Below are 14,263 nucleotides of genomic sequence, written 5' to 3'. Positions count from 1 at the left end.
TGACGGGGCGGGACGAATGGACAGGGACCAGACGGAGAAGGACGACGAGGCGTCGGCGCATGAGCGGCCGACGCTGAAAACGCTTGCCTTCATGACCGGGCTCGGCGTCACCACCGTCTCGCGCGCGCTCAAGGATGCACCCGAGATCGGCGCCGAGACCAGGCGGCGGGTTCAACTCGTCGCCAGGCAGATCGGCTACCGGCCGAACCGCGCCGGCGTGCGCCTGCGGACTGGCAAGACCAATGTTATCAGCCTCGTGCTCAATACCGAGCGCGAGATCATGAGCTTTGTCTCGGACATCATCTACGGCGTCTCGGAGGTCATTGCCGACACACCCTATCACCTGATCGTCACGCCCTACTCGCGCTCGCAGGATCCGCTGGACCCGGTAAAGTATCTGGTCGAGTCCGGCTCGGCCGATGGCGTCATCATCTCACGCACGCAGCCCAACGATCCGCGCGCCCGCTACATGCTGGAGCGTGGCATACCCTTTGCCACGCATGGCCGCACCGATATGGGGCTTGTCCACCCCTATCACGACTTCGACAATTACGCCTTCGCCGCCGAAGCGGTGCGCCATCTGGCCAGCGTCGGCCGGCGCCGGCTGGCGCTGGTAGCGCCGCCGGTCGGGCTCACCTATTACGACCACACGGTCAATGGCTTTGCCGACGCACTGAGCGAGGTCGACGCCAGCGAAGTGCCGTTCAACGCTGTTTCGATCGACCAGTCGATCGATCAGATCAGGACGCGGACCGCGCAGTTGATGCGCCGCGACGTCAGGCCGGACGGTTTCGTCAGCAGCGCCGCCGCAGCAACGCTGGCCATCGTCGCCGGCATCGAGGATGCCGGCCTGAAACTCGGCCGCGACGTCGATGTCGTGTCCAAGCAATCGTCGGAACTGCTGCATCTGTTCCGCCGGGAGTTGCTGATCGTCAACGAAGACTTCCGCCTCGCCGGCACCGAGCTTGCCCGCGCCGTGCTGGGCTGGATAGGCGGCGCGGCACCTGGCTCTTTGCAGACTGTGGTCAAGCCAGGCGACGTCGTCGCGTATCAGGGCTGACTGGCACGACCTGAGAGGCCGCCTCACCTGACCCTAGCCGGCAGCGCCGCTGCCCCATGGGCCATGGAAAGCCCCCTGCTCGCCGATGCGCTCGAAACCATGCGCGCCGAAGAAATCGCGCTGCGCCTGGATCAGGTTCGAGGTGCCGCGGCCCTGGCGGTAGCTGTCGAAATAGGCAAGCGCCGACGCCAGCGCCGGCACGGGCGAACCGGCCTCCGACGCTCTTGCGACGATGCGCCGGAGCGACGGATGCGCCTCCTGCATCATGGTGGTGAAAGCCGGCGCCATCAAAAGGTTGGTGGACGCGCCGCCCGAGCCGAAGGCTTCCGCCATGGTGTCGAGCATCTGCGAGCGGATGATACAGCCGGCACGCCAGATCTTGGCGATGGTCGGCATCGGCAAGTTCCAGTTGAACTCCTTCGAGGCGGCGCTCATCACCGCGAAACCTTGTGCATAGGCGGCGATCTTGCCGGCGAGCAGCGCCAGCTCCAGGTCTTTCAGAAGTGCCGCCTTGTCGCCGGAGATCTTGATGACGCCGATATTGCCATAGGCTTTTTCGGCCGCCTGCCGCTCATCCTTGATCGACGACAGCACGCGGGCCGCCACCGCCGCCTCGATGGCCGTCGCCGGAATGCCGAGCTGCTGCGCCTCGATGACAGACCATTTGCCGGTGCCCTTCTGGCCGGCACGGTCGAGGATGATGTCGACCACCGGCTTGCCGGTCTTTGCATCGTCGGCGGCCAGCACCTTGGCGGTGATCTCGATCAGATACGAATCGAGCCGGCCCTTGTTCCAGTCCTCGAAGACCTTGCCGATCTCCTTCGGCCCCATGCCGAGACCGTCACGCAGGATGCCGTAGATCTCGGCGATCATCTGCATGTCGGCATATTCGATGCCGTTGTGGATGGTTTTCACGAAATGCCCGGCGCCGTCTGTGCCAAGCCAGGCAGCGCACGGTTCATCCTTGAACTTAGCCGAGATCGCGGTCAGCACGCGTTCGACGCGCTTCCAGGAGTCTTCGGTGCCGCCGACCATGATCGACGGTCCATGGCGCGCGCCTTCCTCGCCGCCGGATACGCCCATGCCTATGAAGGTGAGACCTGAGCCCGACAGTTCCGAAAAGCGCCGCATCGTATCGCGGAAATTGGCGTTGCCGGCATCGATGACGATATCGTTGTCAGACAACACGCCGCGCAGCGCTTCGATCTGTTCGTCGACCGGCTTGCCGGCCAGCACCATGATGATGACCGGGCGCGGCGGCTTGATCGCAGCTGCCAGTTCCTCCAGGCTGTAGCAGGGCACCACCATGTCCCTGAGCGAACCGGCGCCTTCGAGGAAGGCATCGGTGCGCGCCTTGGTGCGGTTGAAGACGGCGATGCGGTGCCCGTGCTCGGCAATGTTGAGCGCGAGGTTGGAGCCCATTGTGCCAAGGCCGATCAGGCCTATTTCGGCTTTTTCCATCGTTTCTTCCCTGCTTTCGGATTTTGTTGAGGCCGCGTTTTTCGGGATGCCCATTTTTCGGCGAGATGATTGACGGGCCTTTCGCGCCACGTCAACCGCCTCGCCGAATTGTGTTGCGTCTGCGTTGTGTCAGACCGAGTCAGGAAGGGTCAGTTGGTGACCAGGCGACGCCTTGCCGATCGAACATATGACGTTAGGTTGAACTTATGGCAGTCAAACGGATGGACAATGTCGGAATCGTCGTCGATGACCTCGACGAGACGATTGCCTTCTTTCGCGAGCTCGGCCTCGAACTGGAAGGGCGGGCGACGATCGAAGGCGAGTGGGCCGGACGTGTCACCGGGCTCGGCGATCAGCACGTCGAGATTGCCATGATGCGCACACCGGATGGCCATAGCCGGCTCGAGCTCTCCCGCTTCCTCACGCCGACGGTCGTCGCCGATCACCGCAACGCCCCGGTCAATGCCCTGGGCTACCTGCGCGTCATGTTTACCGTGGACGACATCGACGACACGCTTGAAAGGCTCCGCAAGCGTGGCGCGCAGCTGGCCGGTGAAGTCGTCCGTTACCAGGACGTGTATCGGCTCTGCTACATCCGCGGGCCGGAAGGGCATCTCATCGGGTTAGCCCAGGAACTCGGCTGAGCGCCCTTCGCAGGCGGGCTGAATATCACTCGGCGCGGATATCGATCGGCGCTTCGATCTTTACCACTTCGAAATCCGAAACCAGAATATCGAGCCGCGCCGTCCAGCGGCCTGGAATCGGAATGACGAGATTATCGACGCGCCAGGTGCCGTCGCCTGGCTTGGTCGCCGGACGCTTGATCGGCTCGATCCCCGAATCGGGCTTGGACAGCACCAGCGTCACTTCCTTGGCGTCGAGCGGGCCGAAATCGCCATCCATGATGACGATGGAGGCGGTGACCTCCCCGGTATGGCCGGGCGTGATGTCGATGTCGGCCATCGCCTTCATAGTGTGGATATGGGTCGACGTCGGTTGTGCCGCGGCGATTGCCAGGGCCCGTGGCGGCGGCGTGAAGCGCCAGCCGGCGGCAACGCCGAAGATCAGGAGCACGATCAGCATTTCGACTGAGATCGAGCGGCTAAGCCGTCGCCGCACTTCCGTCGCTCCGGCCTCGGCCAAGGCGGTGAGCCGCCATCGATTGACCGCCGCCAGCGTGAACAGAAACACCAGCAGCGCCAGCTTGATCAGCAGCAGCCGGCCATAGGCGGTGTTGACCAGTGCCGCCGGTGTCTGCACCTGGATGATGGCGAGCACCACACCGGCGGCGGCAAGCACTACCACCACGGGCATGATCGCGCGCGAAAACCGCCGCAGGAACGCCCCGGCTTCCACCGATTGGCTGCTCAACGCCAGGCCGAGCGGCAGCAGTGCTCCAGCCCAGAAAGCGATGCCGGCGCCATGCAGGAACACCATAGGCCGCGTCAGCCATTGCGGTTCGGCTGCACTGGCATGGCCGCTGGCGGCAAGGGCTGCACCCACACCGGCCAGCCCGGCGAGCGCCAACGGCCTGGCGCCAGCACGCGATCCGACCAACGACAGCAGGCCAAGCCCGAGCGCCGCCAGCGAAATCAGCACCGTCCAGCCGAAGCTGGTGCCAAGCGCCGTCCGCCAGACCACCGGTTGCGCCAGCCGGGCGAGTGGCGCGCCCAGCGCGTCCAGCCCCTGGAACCCGAGCGACAGGGGTGCTGCGACCAGCCCGCACAGGATGGCGGCAATGACGAAGCGCTGGCCTGAGCGCTGGCCTTGCGCCAGCCATGTCAGCGCGAAGGCGCCGCCAATGCCGAGGAAAAGCCCGATGTAGAGAAGAACCTTGCCGGTCCAGATCGCTGACCGCAAATCTATATCGACAGCTTCCCCCACCGCCGGCGCCGCACTTGGCGCGCCAACGGAAAACAGCACCGAGCCGCCGACCGGATGGCCATCGGCGGAAATCACCCGCCAGCTCAAGACATGGGTGCCCGGCCCGAGCTTTTGTGGATTGTCGATCTCAACCGTTTGGTCGCTCAACCGAAACGAGGTCAAAGCGACAGGCGTACCGTCGGGCCGCACCAAGGTCAGCACCAGCGGCGACACAGGCTCGCTGAAGGTCAGCGAAAATTGCGTCGGCGCTCGCTCCAGAACCGCGCCGTCGGCAGGCTCGGCCTTGATCAGCGCCGCATGGGCAAAGGCCTGGTTTGGCGTGGCAAGGACGGCAAGCAGCAGGATCGCGGCCAGCAGGCCGAAGCACCTGCCGGCTGTCCGTTCTATCCGCTGAAAACAGGCCACGTTCATGCCATCCACCAAAACAGTGGCGCGCCGCTTCGAAGCAGCGCGCCGCCAATGCATCATTTCTTCGGCAGCAGGTTGAGGCCGGGCGCCGGATCTTCCAGCGCATCCTCATCCTGACCAGCCGCCGGAATCTCTATCCAACGCGTGGTGGCCCCATCGCATTCCTGCACCACCGGAAAATAGAGTTTTTGCCCGGCCGGCAGATCGGCGGCCAACGTGCCGCGGAAGACGAACTCGTCATAAAATTCATCCGGCAGGCTGCCGCCGCTCCAGTCGACTTCCTTGACGCCCGAGGTCACCGCCTCGCCATAGAGCTGGTAGGATTTCTCGTACTTGCCTTTCTTCACCTGCAGCGTCCAGCCGGGCTTGGGCATCGGCTTCACCCCGATCACCCCTTCCGGGATCTGCACGCGCACGGCAATCGTCGCCTTGCCTTCGCAGCCATGCGGCACGCGCAGCACGGCCTTGTAGGTCGAACCGACCGGCGCTTCCTGGGTTTCGAGCGTGATATGGCCGAAGGCAGCGCTTGTCCCCAGGACAAGGAATGCAGCGGCCGGCAAAAGATACTTGTTCATGATGGTCCCTCTCGAAAAATCGGTTGGCAAATTGATTGGTCAGTCGTTGTCTTCGAGGGGTGGCGCGCTGCCTATGGCTTGCACGGCAAACTCGACGGTCACGGTTCCGGCCTTCTCGAAAGTCAGCGTGGCGGCAAACATCTGGCCTTCTTTAGGCGGCTGCTTCAAATCCATGAACATCACGTGGTAGGCGCCAGGACCCAGCGTGATCTTGCCGCCCGCCGGAATGTCCAGGGCGCCACTGACCGGGCGCATGGTCATGACGCCATCCTTCATCCCCATTTCATGCAGTTCGGCCTTCCCCGAAATGTCGGAGGAAATCGACAGCAGCCGGTCTGGTGCGCTGCCCTTGTTGACGATGGTGAAATAGCCGCCGGCAACCTTGGCGCCGGCTGGCGTGGCACGGGACCAGGGATGCTCGATCTCGATGTCACCGGCCTTGAACTCATGCGCAAGGACGGAATGGGCGCCGACGAACAACAGTGCAAAGGCAAAGAGGGCGCTGCCGAGACGCTGCTCGATAGTGGTGAAGATAGGGGTGCTGCGGCGCAACGCGCCGGCATGACGAAAACGGGACATGGGTAGGCTCCATGAATATGAGGTCGCGCCTTTGTCCGGCTGCGAACGAGTTTATCATTGGATGATTATCGCCCGCGCGGGTTACGCCAAGCGAGCGGCGGTTTTTCAGCCCGCAAGCGGCGGGGCGCGCGGATTGGCCGGAGAGCGCTCACGCGTAACGTCGGGATGCCTGACTGCCGGCGGAAGAAACGCGACTGTTTCAAAAGACAGGCTCACCGGCGCCACGCCGACGCCTGCCGGCGGCGCATAGGCGACGGAGGCCATGCTGCAGCCGAGCATGCAGCATGCCGGCATGTGCGGCTGGTGCGGATCGCCGCCGGGAAGCTGGACCGCCCCCTCATGTGTACAGATGACGTTGCCGAAAACGTCGAGTTGCGAGGCATCCGGCGCAATGCCGAAAGCAAACACGCCGAGCGTCGACTGGAGCAGCAGCACACAGGCCGCGACAAAGGCGGCCATCATGCTCCATCTCTTACGCCGGAAGTCCAAAGACCTGCCTCTTCACGCAGCAACGCTTGGATATCTAGCACGCGGCATGTCGGCGGAAAATCGCCAAATCATCGCTGCGGCAACGCGGCGCGTTAAGAAGCAATCCGACCGATTTCCGGGATCGACGTCAACAGCGTGTGGCGTGCCGACTTCAGATGCTTGCGGCAGGCGGCGTCGACCTTGCCGAGATCGCGCGATTTCAGCGCCGCGATGTAGGCGAGATGCTCGCTCACCGCGACTTCGTTGCGCTCGCGCTCCTGCGCCTTGTTCCACTGGTAGTGGTAGTGAAAGATCATGGCGATGACGTCGTAGAAATCGACGATGAAGCGGTTGTGCGACGCCCGGTGGATCAGCCGGTGGAAGCGCTCGTCTAGCTCCGAGAATTCGTTGAAGCGGATGGCGATTTCGCTGGCCAGAAGCCGGTGCTCGTCTTCCAGCCGGTCGAGATCCGCCCAGACCGGACTATCCCCAGGCAAGGCGGCAAAGGCCGCCGCCGAGCGTATCTCGAACATCTCGCGGATTTCAGTGAGTTCGAGCGCGAAGGCTCGCGTAAACCCCTTCAGCACCCAGTGGCTGTTGCGCCGCTTCTCGATCAGGCCGAAGCGGGAGAAGCGGATGAGGAACTCGCGCACGCTGGTGGTGCCGACGCCGATCTCGCGCGCCAGTTCGAGCTCGTTGATCTGCATGCCGGCCTCGGCGCCGCCAGCCAGCAATCTGCGCATAAACGACCGCTCGATGATCTGGGCCAGTGTGTCTGTCTCCTCCTCGGGGAAGAAATCATCCGGCTTCGGCGCCCTGAGCACTGTCTTGCTGCGTTTGTTCCACGCGATCAGCCCGGTCTCTTCCATGCGCGCCAGAATGGTGCGCACGGTGGTCCGGCTGACGCCGAGCAAAGTGCCCAGTTCCGGCTCCGACGGCAGGCTCTGCGTTTCATCGAGCAGCCGCAGACCCCTGTTGTAAGCGTCCTTGTAGACGTTGTTGTTCTTCGACATCCCTGCCCCGTTGCGCGCCGGCGCTTGCTGTGGCTGGCTTGAAGCGCGATATCACATATGTCCTGGCTCTCACCCGGCAGAGCAAACGCTCTGCGTGTCAGACGCCGCTCCCCACAAGCCAAGCGTCCATCGGACACATGGTCTCCTCCTGAAAAAACAATTGACGCACAAATGTTTTTTCACGATAAAAGACATTATATGTAAACAGACGCGTGTCAATCCGCGCATCCCCAGGAACAGACCCAGGAAACTGCCCGTGAACGCCTCGAACAGCATTCTTCTGTCCCCCGCCGACAATGTCGCGGTCGCCAATGGCCGCATCGAGATCGGCACCCCTCTGCCCGGCGGCGCCGTCGCCACGGCCTTGATCGAGCCCGGCCACAAGGTGGCGATCAAGCCTATCGCCGTCGGCGAGGCGGTGGTCAAGTATGCCCAGGCCATCGGCCGCGCCACCCAGGACATCGCGCCCGGCGACCACGTCCATTCGCACAATCTGGTCTTCGAGTCCGGCCGTCTGCCGGTCGTGCCGCCGAGCGAAGCGGAGCATGCCACCGAAGCCGACCGCGCCCGGACATTCATGGGCTATCGTCGCGCCGATGGCCGTGCCGGCACGCGCAACTTCATCGGCATCATCGCCAGCGTCAATTGCTCGGCCACCGTCTGCCACGCCATTGCCGACGAGGCCAACCGCGTGCTGTTGCCGAAATATCCGGGGATCGACGGCTTCGTCCCGATCGTCCATGGCCAGGGCTGCGGCATGAGCGGCACCGGCGACGGCATGATGGTGCTACACCGCACGCTCGCCGGTTACACCCGCCATCCGAATTTCGGCGGCGCGTTGATGGTCGGCCTCGGCTGCGAGGTCAACCAGCTCACCCTTTACGGCCAGAAGGGTGCGGCGGCGGGAAAACGCCATTTCAACATCCAGGACGCCGGCGGTTCGCGCAAATCGGTCGCAAAGGCGATGGGCGTGCTCGCCGAAATCGCCGAGGAAGTCGGCCAGTATCAGCGCGAGCCGATCCCGGTCTCGGAGATCGTCGTCGGCCTGCAATGCGGCGGTTCCGACGGCATGTCGGGCATCACCGCCAATCCCGCGCTGGGAGCGGCGGTCGACATCCTGGCCGGCGTCGGCGGCATCGGCATCCTGTCGGAGACGACGGAGATCTATGGCGCCGAACATCTGCTCGCCTATCGCGCGGCAACGCCGGAGATCGCCAAGAAGCTCGACGGTTTCGTCAAATGGTGGGAGGACCATGTCGCCAAGCACGGCGCCTCGATCGACAACAACCCCTCGCCCGGCAACAAGCGCGGTGGCCTGACCACCATCCTGGAAAAGTCGCTGGGCGCCGTGGCCAAAGGCGGCCAGACTCCGCTCAACGGCGTCTTCGGTTATGCCGAAAAGGTCACCGGCAGTGGCCTGGTGTTCATGGACACGCCCGGTTACGACCCGGTCTCGGCGACCGGTCAGGTGGCGGGCGGCGCCAACATCATCGTCTTCACCACCGGCCGCGGCTCCTGCTTCGGCTGCCGGCCCACGCCGTCGATCAAGGTCGCCACCAACTCGACCATGTACCACCAGATGGAAGAGGACATGGACGTCAATTGCGGCGTCATCGCTTCGGGTGAGAAGACCATCGCCGGCATGGGCCGGGAACTCTTCGAACTCATCGTCGAGACGGCATCGGGCCGCAAGACCAAGAGCGAGGCGTTCGGCTACGGCGACAACGAGTTCGTGCCGTGGCACCTCGGCGCGACGCTCTAACCACCGACGAAAAAAAACGGGCTGCAACGACGGCTCACAAGGGGAGGCTTTGGATGGACAAACGCCGCATCGGCACGACTGCGCTCGAGGTAACCGAGATAAGCTTCGGCGGGGCGGCGATCGGCGGGCTCTACCGGGCCTGTCCGCGCGAAGCGGCGATGGAGACGCTGCAGACAGCCTGGGATGCCGGCCTGCGCTATTTCGACACCGCGCCCTTCTATGGCTTCGGCCTGTCGGAGCGGCGGACCGGCGATTTCCTGCGCTACAAGCCGAGGGATTCCTATGTGCTGTCGACCAAGGTCGGCCGCCTGTTCCGCCCGGTGCCGGAAGACCAGGTTCCCGATCATTCCTATGTCGACCCGCTGCCTTTCGCGCTCGACTACGACTACTCGTATAACGGCATCATGCGCTCGGTCGAGTTCTCCTATGCCCGGCTCGGGCTGAACCGGATAGACATCCTGTTTGTGCACGACATCGGCACCTACACACATGGCGTCGAGAAGACGAAGCTGCACTTTCGCCAGCTGATGGACGGCGGCTTGAAGGCGCTGGACGAGCTTAAAACGTCGGGTGTAATTTCCGCCTATGGGCTCGGCGTCAACGAGGTGCAGATCTGCCTCGACGTGCTGCGCGAAGCACCGCTCGACTGCATCCTGCTGGCCAGCCGCTATTCGCTGCTCGACCGCTCGGCTGAAGCCGAGTTGCTGCCGCTGTGTCGTGAGCGACAGACTTCGCTGATCATCGGCGGCGTCTTCAACTCCGGCATCCTGGCAACCGGACCGGTGCACGGCGCGCATTTCGACTATCTGCCGGCGACGCAGGACATACTCGAGCGTGTCGGCGCGATGGAGAAAATCGCTGATGAGGGCGGATATCCGCTGGCGGCGGCTGCATTGCAGTTTCCGCTGCAGGAGCCTGTCGTGGCCAGCGTGCTGACCGGAACGGCCAAGCCTGCCAACCTGACGCGCAACCTCGACCTGTTCGACGTCCAGGTGCCGCAAGCGGAATTCGCCCGCTACGCTCCCTACACCATCGTGCAGGAGCTCGGGTGACGAAACGCCACAATCACGGTTCTCAAGAAGGAATGAATATTCCATATTGACTCGACGGTGGAATTAATATTCCATGATGATCAAGGAGGATCGGGAGCGTCTGGACGTGGCACTGAGGATCGGCAGGGAGGTTTCCCCGCCAAGCCATGCGCAGGCCGATATGAAACACCGCTTGCGTCGGCCGGACCGATGCACTATCAAAAAGCGGCAACTGTTTTTTATTGATAAAGTTCTGTTTGGGCCGCGCCTATCCAAATGGAGCTTCCGTAACCTTCACCGGGCGATCTAGGGAGGATTCCTAATGAAATTCGTGACCAGCATTCTCAACCGCCGCTCACTGATGGCACTAGCTGCCGCCTCGATGCTTGCCGGCACGCTGCACACGGCGCCGGCTTCGGCGGCGGACGTGACCATTCCGATCATCGTCAAGGACACCACGTCCTTCTATTGGCAGATCGTCCTGGCCGGCGCCCGCAAGGCCGGCAAGGATCTCGGCGTCAACGTACCCGAACTCGGCGCCCAGGCTGAAACCGACGTCAACGGCCAGGTCTCGATCCTCGAGAATGCCGTCGCCGGCAACCCGGCCGCGATCGTCATCGCGCCGACCGAATTCAAGGCGCTTGGCAAGCCGATCGATGAAGCGGCCAGCAAGGTCAAGGTCATCGGCATCGACTCCGGCGCCGACTCCAAGGCGTTCACCTCGTTCCTGACCACCGACAATGTGCAGGGCGGACGCGTCGCCGCTGACGGTCTTGCAGCAGCCATCGGCGAAGCCAATGGCGGCAAGATCGAGGGCGACGTCGCCCTGATCACCAACGCGCCGGGCGCCGGTTCGCTGGAGCAGCGCAAGCAGGGCTTCACCGAGCAGCTGGCCGCGAAATATCCGGGGCTCAAGCTCGTCGCGGACAAATATGCCGACGGCCAGGCAACGACCGGTCTCAACATCGCCACCGACCTGATCACCGCCAACCCGAACCTCAAGGGCATCTTCGCGTCCAACCTGATCATGGCGCAGGGCGTCGGTCAGGCAGTCGCCGAGAACAACCTTGGCGGCAAGCTGGCGCTGGTCGGCTTCGACAGCGACGAGAAGCTGATCAAGTTCCTCAATGACGGCGTCATTTCCGCGCTCGTCGTCCAGGATCCGTACCGGATGGGCTATGACGGCATCAAGACCGCGCTCGCCGCCTCGAAGGGCGAGAAGGTCGAGGCCAATGTCGACACAGGCGCCAACCTGGTGACCAAGGCAAACATGAAAGACCCCAAGATCGACGCCCTGCTCAACCCGAAGCTCTGAGCCCGTCGACCAAAAATCCTTTCCGGGGCCTCGCGCCCCGGAAACACCGGATACAAGCTTGAATATCCACCGGCTTGAATCACCTCGACGATGCGGCTTGACTGCATCGCGACGTGCCAATCGTAAGGCCAATCTGGGAGGATTGTCATGACGCCCATGGCGCAGGAACTGCACCCGGCCCCAACGCTAGCGCCCGGCAGGACGATCCTCGAACTGCACGGGCTGGAAAAGCGCTATCCCGGCACGCATGCGCTGAAGCCCGTTCACCTTGCCTTCAAGGCAGGTGAGATCCACGCCATCGTCGGCGAGAACGGCGCCGGCAAATCCACCTTGATCAAGCTTCTGACCGGCGTCATGCCGCGCACCTCCGGCGATGTCATCTGGGAGGGCAAGCCGGCAGCGCTGGCAACCCCGCACGAGGCAATGGCGCTGGGCATCAACGCCGTGCATCAGGAGGTCGTGCTCTGTCGCCATCTCACCGTCGCCGCCAACATGTTCCTCGGCGAGGAGAATTCGCGCTTCGGCATCCTGCAGCAGCGCGCCATGGTCAAGGAAGCGCAGAAGATCATCGACGGTCTCGGCTTCGACCTGCCGGCGCATGTCATGCTGGGTGACCTCACCATCGGCCAGCAGCAGCTGATCGCCGCCGCCCGCGCCACCGTGCGCGGCACCAAATTCCTGATCTTCGACGAGCCGACCGCCTATCTCACCCGCAAGGAAGCCGACCAGCTGTTCACGCTGATCCGCAGGCTCAAGGGCGAAGGCGTCACCATCATCTACATCAGCCATCGCATGGAAGAGGTGTTCGAACTCGCCGATCGCGTCTCGGTGCTGCGCGACGGCACGCTGGTCGGCACCCGCAACATTGCCGAGACCAATGACGCCGAGCTGGTCAAGATGATGATCAACCGCTCGATCGAGCAAGTCTACCATAAGGAGCATTTCACCCCCGGTGCCGTGATCGTTGAAGCGAAAAACCTGTCGGGCAAGGGTTTCGAAGACGTCTCGATGACGGTGCGCGCCGGCGAGATCGTCGGGCTCTATGGCCTGATCGGCGCCGGGCGGAGCGAGTTCGTCACCACGCTCTATGGCCGCCACAAGAAGTCGGCCGGACAGGTCCTTTGGCAAGGCAAGCCGGTCCACATCAATTCCGAGCACGACGCGATCAAGCTCGGCATGGCGCTGGCGCCGGAAAGCCGCCGCGACCAGGGCCTGTGCCTGAACCTGCCGGTCGGCCTCAACCTCAACCTGCCGATCTACAAGCGCATCTCCAACAACCTGCTGATTTCGAACACGAAGGAAAAGGCTGAAGCCGATCGCCAGATCGCCGGCCTCCGCATCAAAACGCCAACACGCGGCGCACTGGCCTCCAGCCTGTCCGGCGGCAACCAGCAGAAGATCGTTATCGGCAAATGGCTGGCGCACGGCGCCAAGCTGTTCATCTTCGACGAGCCTACGGTCGGCGTAGATGTCGGCACCAAGGCCGAGATCTACCGCCTGTTCGGGGAACTGTTGTCCAAGGGCGCCGGCATCATCCTGATCTCGTCCTATCTGCCCGAGGTTTACGAGCTCGCCGATACGCTGCACGTGTTCCGGCGCGGCAAACTGGTCGCCAGCCATGGCTTTCGCGCCGCCAGCCACGAAGACGTGCTGACGCAGGCGATCGGCTGACAAAACAAGAAACGGGAGGAACCATGAGCATCGAAACCGTCGCGATCGAAAAACCGAAACGGAACTACAACGTCCTGTTCGGGCTGACGCTTCTGGCGTTGCTGGTTCTGCTCTGGATCGTGCTGTCGGTGGCGACGCCGAGCTTCGCCTCCTCCAACAACATCGCCAATCTTTTGCGGCAGGGCTCGATGATCGCCATCATGGCGGTCGGCCAGACCTTCGTCATCATCACCGGCGGCATTGACCTCTCGGTCGGCGCCGTGGTCGGCTTCGCCACCGTCATTGTCGCCATGATGATTAATGCCGGCTTCCCGATCTGGGTCGCCATTCTGGTGACGCTGCTGGTCGGTGTTGCCATCGGCCTGTTCCATGGCTTCGGCATCGTCAAGATGGGCCTGCCGCCCTTCATCATCACGCTGGCGACGCTGACCTCGTTGCGCGGCATCGGCCTGTTGATGACCAACGGCAACTCGATCAACATCAACAGCGACAGCTTCACCGCGTTCTCGCGCAGTTCCTTTGTCGGCATCCCCAATCTGTTCTGGATGGTGATCCTGGTCGGTATCCCGGCCTACATCTTCCTGCACCACAGCCGCTGGGGCCGCTATCTCTTCTCTGTGGGATCCAATGCCGAGGCCTCGCGCCTCTCGGGCGTCAATGTCCAGCGCACCATCTACATGGCCTACACGCTGTCGGGCCTATGCGCGGCCTTCGTCGGCGTGCTGCTGGCGGCGCGCATCGGCATCGGCAACCCGACCCAGGCCGAAGGTTGGGAGTTGCAGGCGATCGCCTCATCGGTGATCGGCGGCACCTCGCTGTTCGGCGCCGTCGGCTCGGTGCATGGCCCACTGCTCGGCGCCTTCATCCTGGCCACCATCAACAACGGCGCCAATCTGCTCAACGTCAACTCGTTCTGGCAGCGCATCATCACCGGCGCGCTGATCATAATCATCGTCTATTTCGACGGGCTGCGCCGTCGCGGCAAGTAATTCTCCCTGACCTTCTGCGCCGGCCTGCTTAACAACGGACCGGCGCC

General features: G+C 63.3%; 14 protein-coding genes. 8 read left to right on the top strand and 6 right to left on the bottom strand.

The window, feature by feature from the left end:
- Positions 1-16 precede the first annotated feature (16 nt).
- Positions 17-1,060 carry a LacI family transcriptional regulator gene (locus NLY43_RS23160; RefSeq protein ID WP_023683027.1) on the top strand — a complete coding sequence of 348 codons (1,044 nt, stop codon included), beginning with the start codon at positions 17-19 and terminating at the stop codon, positions 1,058-1,060.
- A 33-nt stretch (positions 1,061-1,093) separates the two neighbouring features.
- Here NLY43_RS23160 and gnd read toward each other — a convergent pair whose 3' ends face one another.
- Complete coding sequence (gnd, locus tag NLY43_RS23155) at positions 1,094-2,521, bottom strand: NADP-dependent phosphogluconate dehydrogenase (RefSeq protein WP_023692001.1); 1,428 nt, start codon at positions 2,519-2,521, stop codon at positions 1,094-1,096.
- A gap of 206 nt (positions 2,522-2,727) precedes the next feature.
- Here gnd and NLY43_RS23150 point away from each other — a divergent pair, with 206 nt between their 5' ends.
- A complete protein-coding gene (locus NLY43_RS23150) occupies positions 2,728-3,165 on the top strand; it encodes a VOC family protein (RefSeq protein WP_023692002.1) in 438 nt (145 codons plus the stop codon).
- A 25-nt stretch (positions 3,166-3,190) separates the two neighbouring features.
- On the opposite strand, the gene NLY43_RS23145 is transcribed toward NLY43_RS23150, so the two are convergent.
- The 5 genes from NLY43_RS23145 to NLY43_RS23125 form a co-directional block, all read right to left on the bottom strand.
- Positions 3,191-4,816 (bottom strand): copper resistance CopC/CopD family protein, encoded by a 1,626-nt coding sequence (locus tag NLY43_RS23145; RefSeq protein ID WP_023686611.1) that lies wholly within the window; start codon positions 4,814-4,816, stop codon positions 3,191-3,193.
- 53 nt (positions 4,817-4,869) lie between these two features.
- A complete protein-coding gene (locus NLY43_RS23140; protein WP_023683022.1) occupies positions 4,870-5,388 on the bottom strand; it encodes a YcnI family copper-binding membrane protein in 519 nt (172 codons plus the stop codon).
- A 39-nt stretch (positions 5,389-5,427) separates the two neighbouring features.
- Positions 5,428-5,967: a copper chaperone PCu(A)C gene (locus tag NLY43_RS23135; protein ID WP_023712310.1), complete on the bottom strand. Its 540-nt coding sequence runs from the start codon at positions 5,965-5,967 to the stop codon at positions 5,428-5,430.
- Positions 5,968-6,072: 105 nt separating this feature from the next.
- Positions 6,073-6,429, bottom strand: coding sequence for a DUF2946 family protein (locus NLY43_RS23130; protein WP_023713447.1), 357 nt, complete (start codon positions 6,427-6,429; stop codon positions 6,073-6,075).
- Between the two features lie 119 nt (positions 6,430-6,548).
- A complete protein-coding gene (locus tag NLY43_RS23125) occupies positions 6,549-7,448 on the bottom strand; it encodes a GntR family transcriptional regulator (protein ID WP_023712308.1) in 900 nt (299 codons plus the stop codon).
- A gap of 256 nt (positions 7,449-7,704) precedes the next feature.
- Between NLY43_RS23125 and NLY43_RS23120 the strand changes: the two genes are divergently transcribed.
- The 6 genes from NLY43_RS23120 to NLY43_RS23095 all read left to right on the top strand — a co-directional run bounded on the left by NLY43_RS23120 (position 7,705) and on the right by NLY43_RS23095 (position 14,216).
- Positions 7,705-9,210 carry a UxaA family hydrolase gene (locus NLY43_RS23120; protein ID WP_023712307.1) on the top strand — a complete coding sequence of 502 codons (1,506 nt, stop codon included), beginning with the start codon at positions 7,705-7,707 and terminating at the stop codon, positions 9,208-9,210.
- A 53-nt stretch (positions 9,211-9,263) separates the two neighbouring features.
- Positions 9,264-10,262: an aldo/keto reductase gene (locus tag NLY43_RS23115; RefSeq protein WP_023726438.1), complete on the top strand. Its 999-nt coding sequence runs from the start codon at positions 9,264-9,266 to the stop codon at positions 10,260-10,262.
- Positions 10,263-10,335: 73 nt separating this feature from the next.
- A complete protein-coding gene (locus NLY43_RS23110; protein WP_023669815.1) occupies positions 10,336-10,551 on the top strand; it encodes a hypothetical protein in 216 nt (71 codons plus the stop codon).
- A gap of 12 nt (positions 10,552-10,563) precedes the next feature.
- Positions 10,564-11,556, top strand: coding sequence for an ABC transporter substrate-binding protein (locus NLY43_RS23105; RefSeq protein WP_023669816.1), 993 nt, complete (start codon positions 10,564-10,566; stop codon positions 11,554-11,556).
- Between the two features lie 147 nt (positions 11,557-11,703).
- Positions 11,704-13,227, top strand: coding sequence for a sugar ABC transporter ATP-binding protein (locus NLY43_RS23100; RefSeq protein WP_023700145.1), 1,524 nt, complete (start codon positions 11,704-11,706; stop codon positions 13,225-13,227).
- A gap of 23 nt (positions 13,228-13,250) precedes the next feature.
- Positions 13,251-14,216, top strand: a complete 966-nt coding sequence (locus NLY43_RS23095; RefSeq protein WP_023683015.1) for an ABC transporter permease — start codon at positions 13,251-13,253, stop codon at positions 14,214-14,216.
- Positions 14,217-14,263 lie beyond the last annotated feature (47 nt).

Origin of the sequence: Mesorhizobium sp. C416B, from assembly GCF_030323165.1 — a bacterium.
Taxonomy (GTDB): Bacteria; Pseudomonadota; Alphaproteobacteria; order Rhizobiales; family Rhizobiaceae; genus Mesorhizobium.
This window is presented reverse-complemented; position numbering and strand designations above follow the sequence as displayed.

Bases quoted from the DNA above. Each gene is read 5' to 3' on its own strand.
- NLY43_RS23160 (WP_023683027.1), top strand. From the start codon at position 17: ATGGACAGGGACCAGACGGAGAAGGACGACGAGGCGTCGGCGCATGAG.
- gnd (WP_023692001.1), bottom strand. From the start codon at position 2,521: ATGGAAAAAGCCGAAATAGGCCTGATCGGCCTTGGCACAATGGGCTCC.
- NLY43_RS23150 (WP_023692002.1), top strand. From the start codon at position 2,728: ATGGCAGTCAAACGGATGGACAATGTCGGAATCGTCGTCGATGACCTC.
- NLY43_RS23145 (WP_023686611.1), bottom strand. From the start codon at position 4,816: ATGAACGTGGCCTGTTTTCAGCGGATAGAACGGACAGCCGGCAGGTGC.
- NLY43_RS23140 (WP_023683022.1), bottom strand. From the start codon at position 5,388: ATGAACAAGTATCTTTTGCCGGCCGCTGCATTCCTTGTCCTGGGGACA.
- NLY43_RS23135 (WP_023712310.1), bottom strand. From the start codon at position 5,967: ATGTCCCGTTTTCGTCATGCCGGCGCGTTGCGCCGCAGCACCCCTATC.
- NLY43_RS23130 (WP_023713447.1), bottom strand. From the start codon at position 6,429: ATGATGGCCGCCTTTGTCGCGGCCTGTGTGCTGCTGCTCCAGTCGACG.
- NLY43_RS23125 (WP_023712308.1), bottom strand. From the start codon at position 7,448: ATGTCGAAGAACAACAACGTCTACAAGGACGCTTACAACAGGGGTCTG.
- NLY43_RS23115 (WP_023726438.1), top strand. From the start codon at position 9,264: ATGGACAAACGCCGCATCGGCACGACTGCGCTCGAGGTAACCGAGATA.
- NLY43_RS23110 (WP_023669815.1), top strand. From the start codon at position 10,336: ATGATGATCAAGGAGGATCGGGAGCGTCTGGACGTGGCACTGAGGATC.
- NLY43_RS23105 (WP_023669816.1), top strand. From the start codon at position 10,564: ATGAAATTCGTGACCAGCATTCTCAACCGCCGCTCACTGATGGCACTA.
- NLY43_RS23100 (WP_023700145.1), top strand. From the start codon at position 11,704: ATGACGCCCATGGCGCAGGAACTGCACCCGGCCCCAACGCTAGCGCCC.
- NLY43_RS23095 (WP_023683015.1), top strand. From the start codon at position 13,251: ATGAGCATCGAAACCGTCGCGATCGAAAAACCGAAACGGAACTACAAC.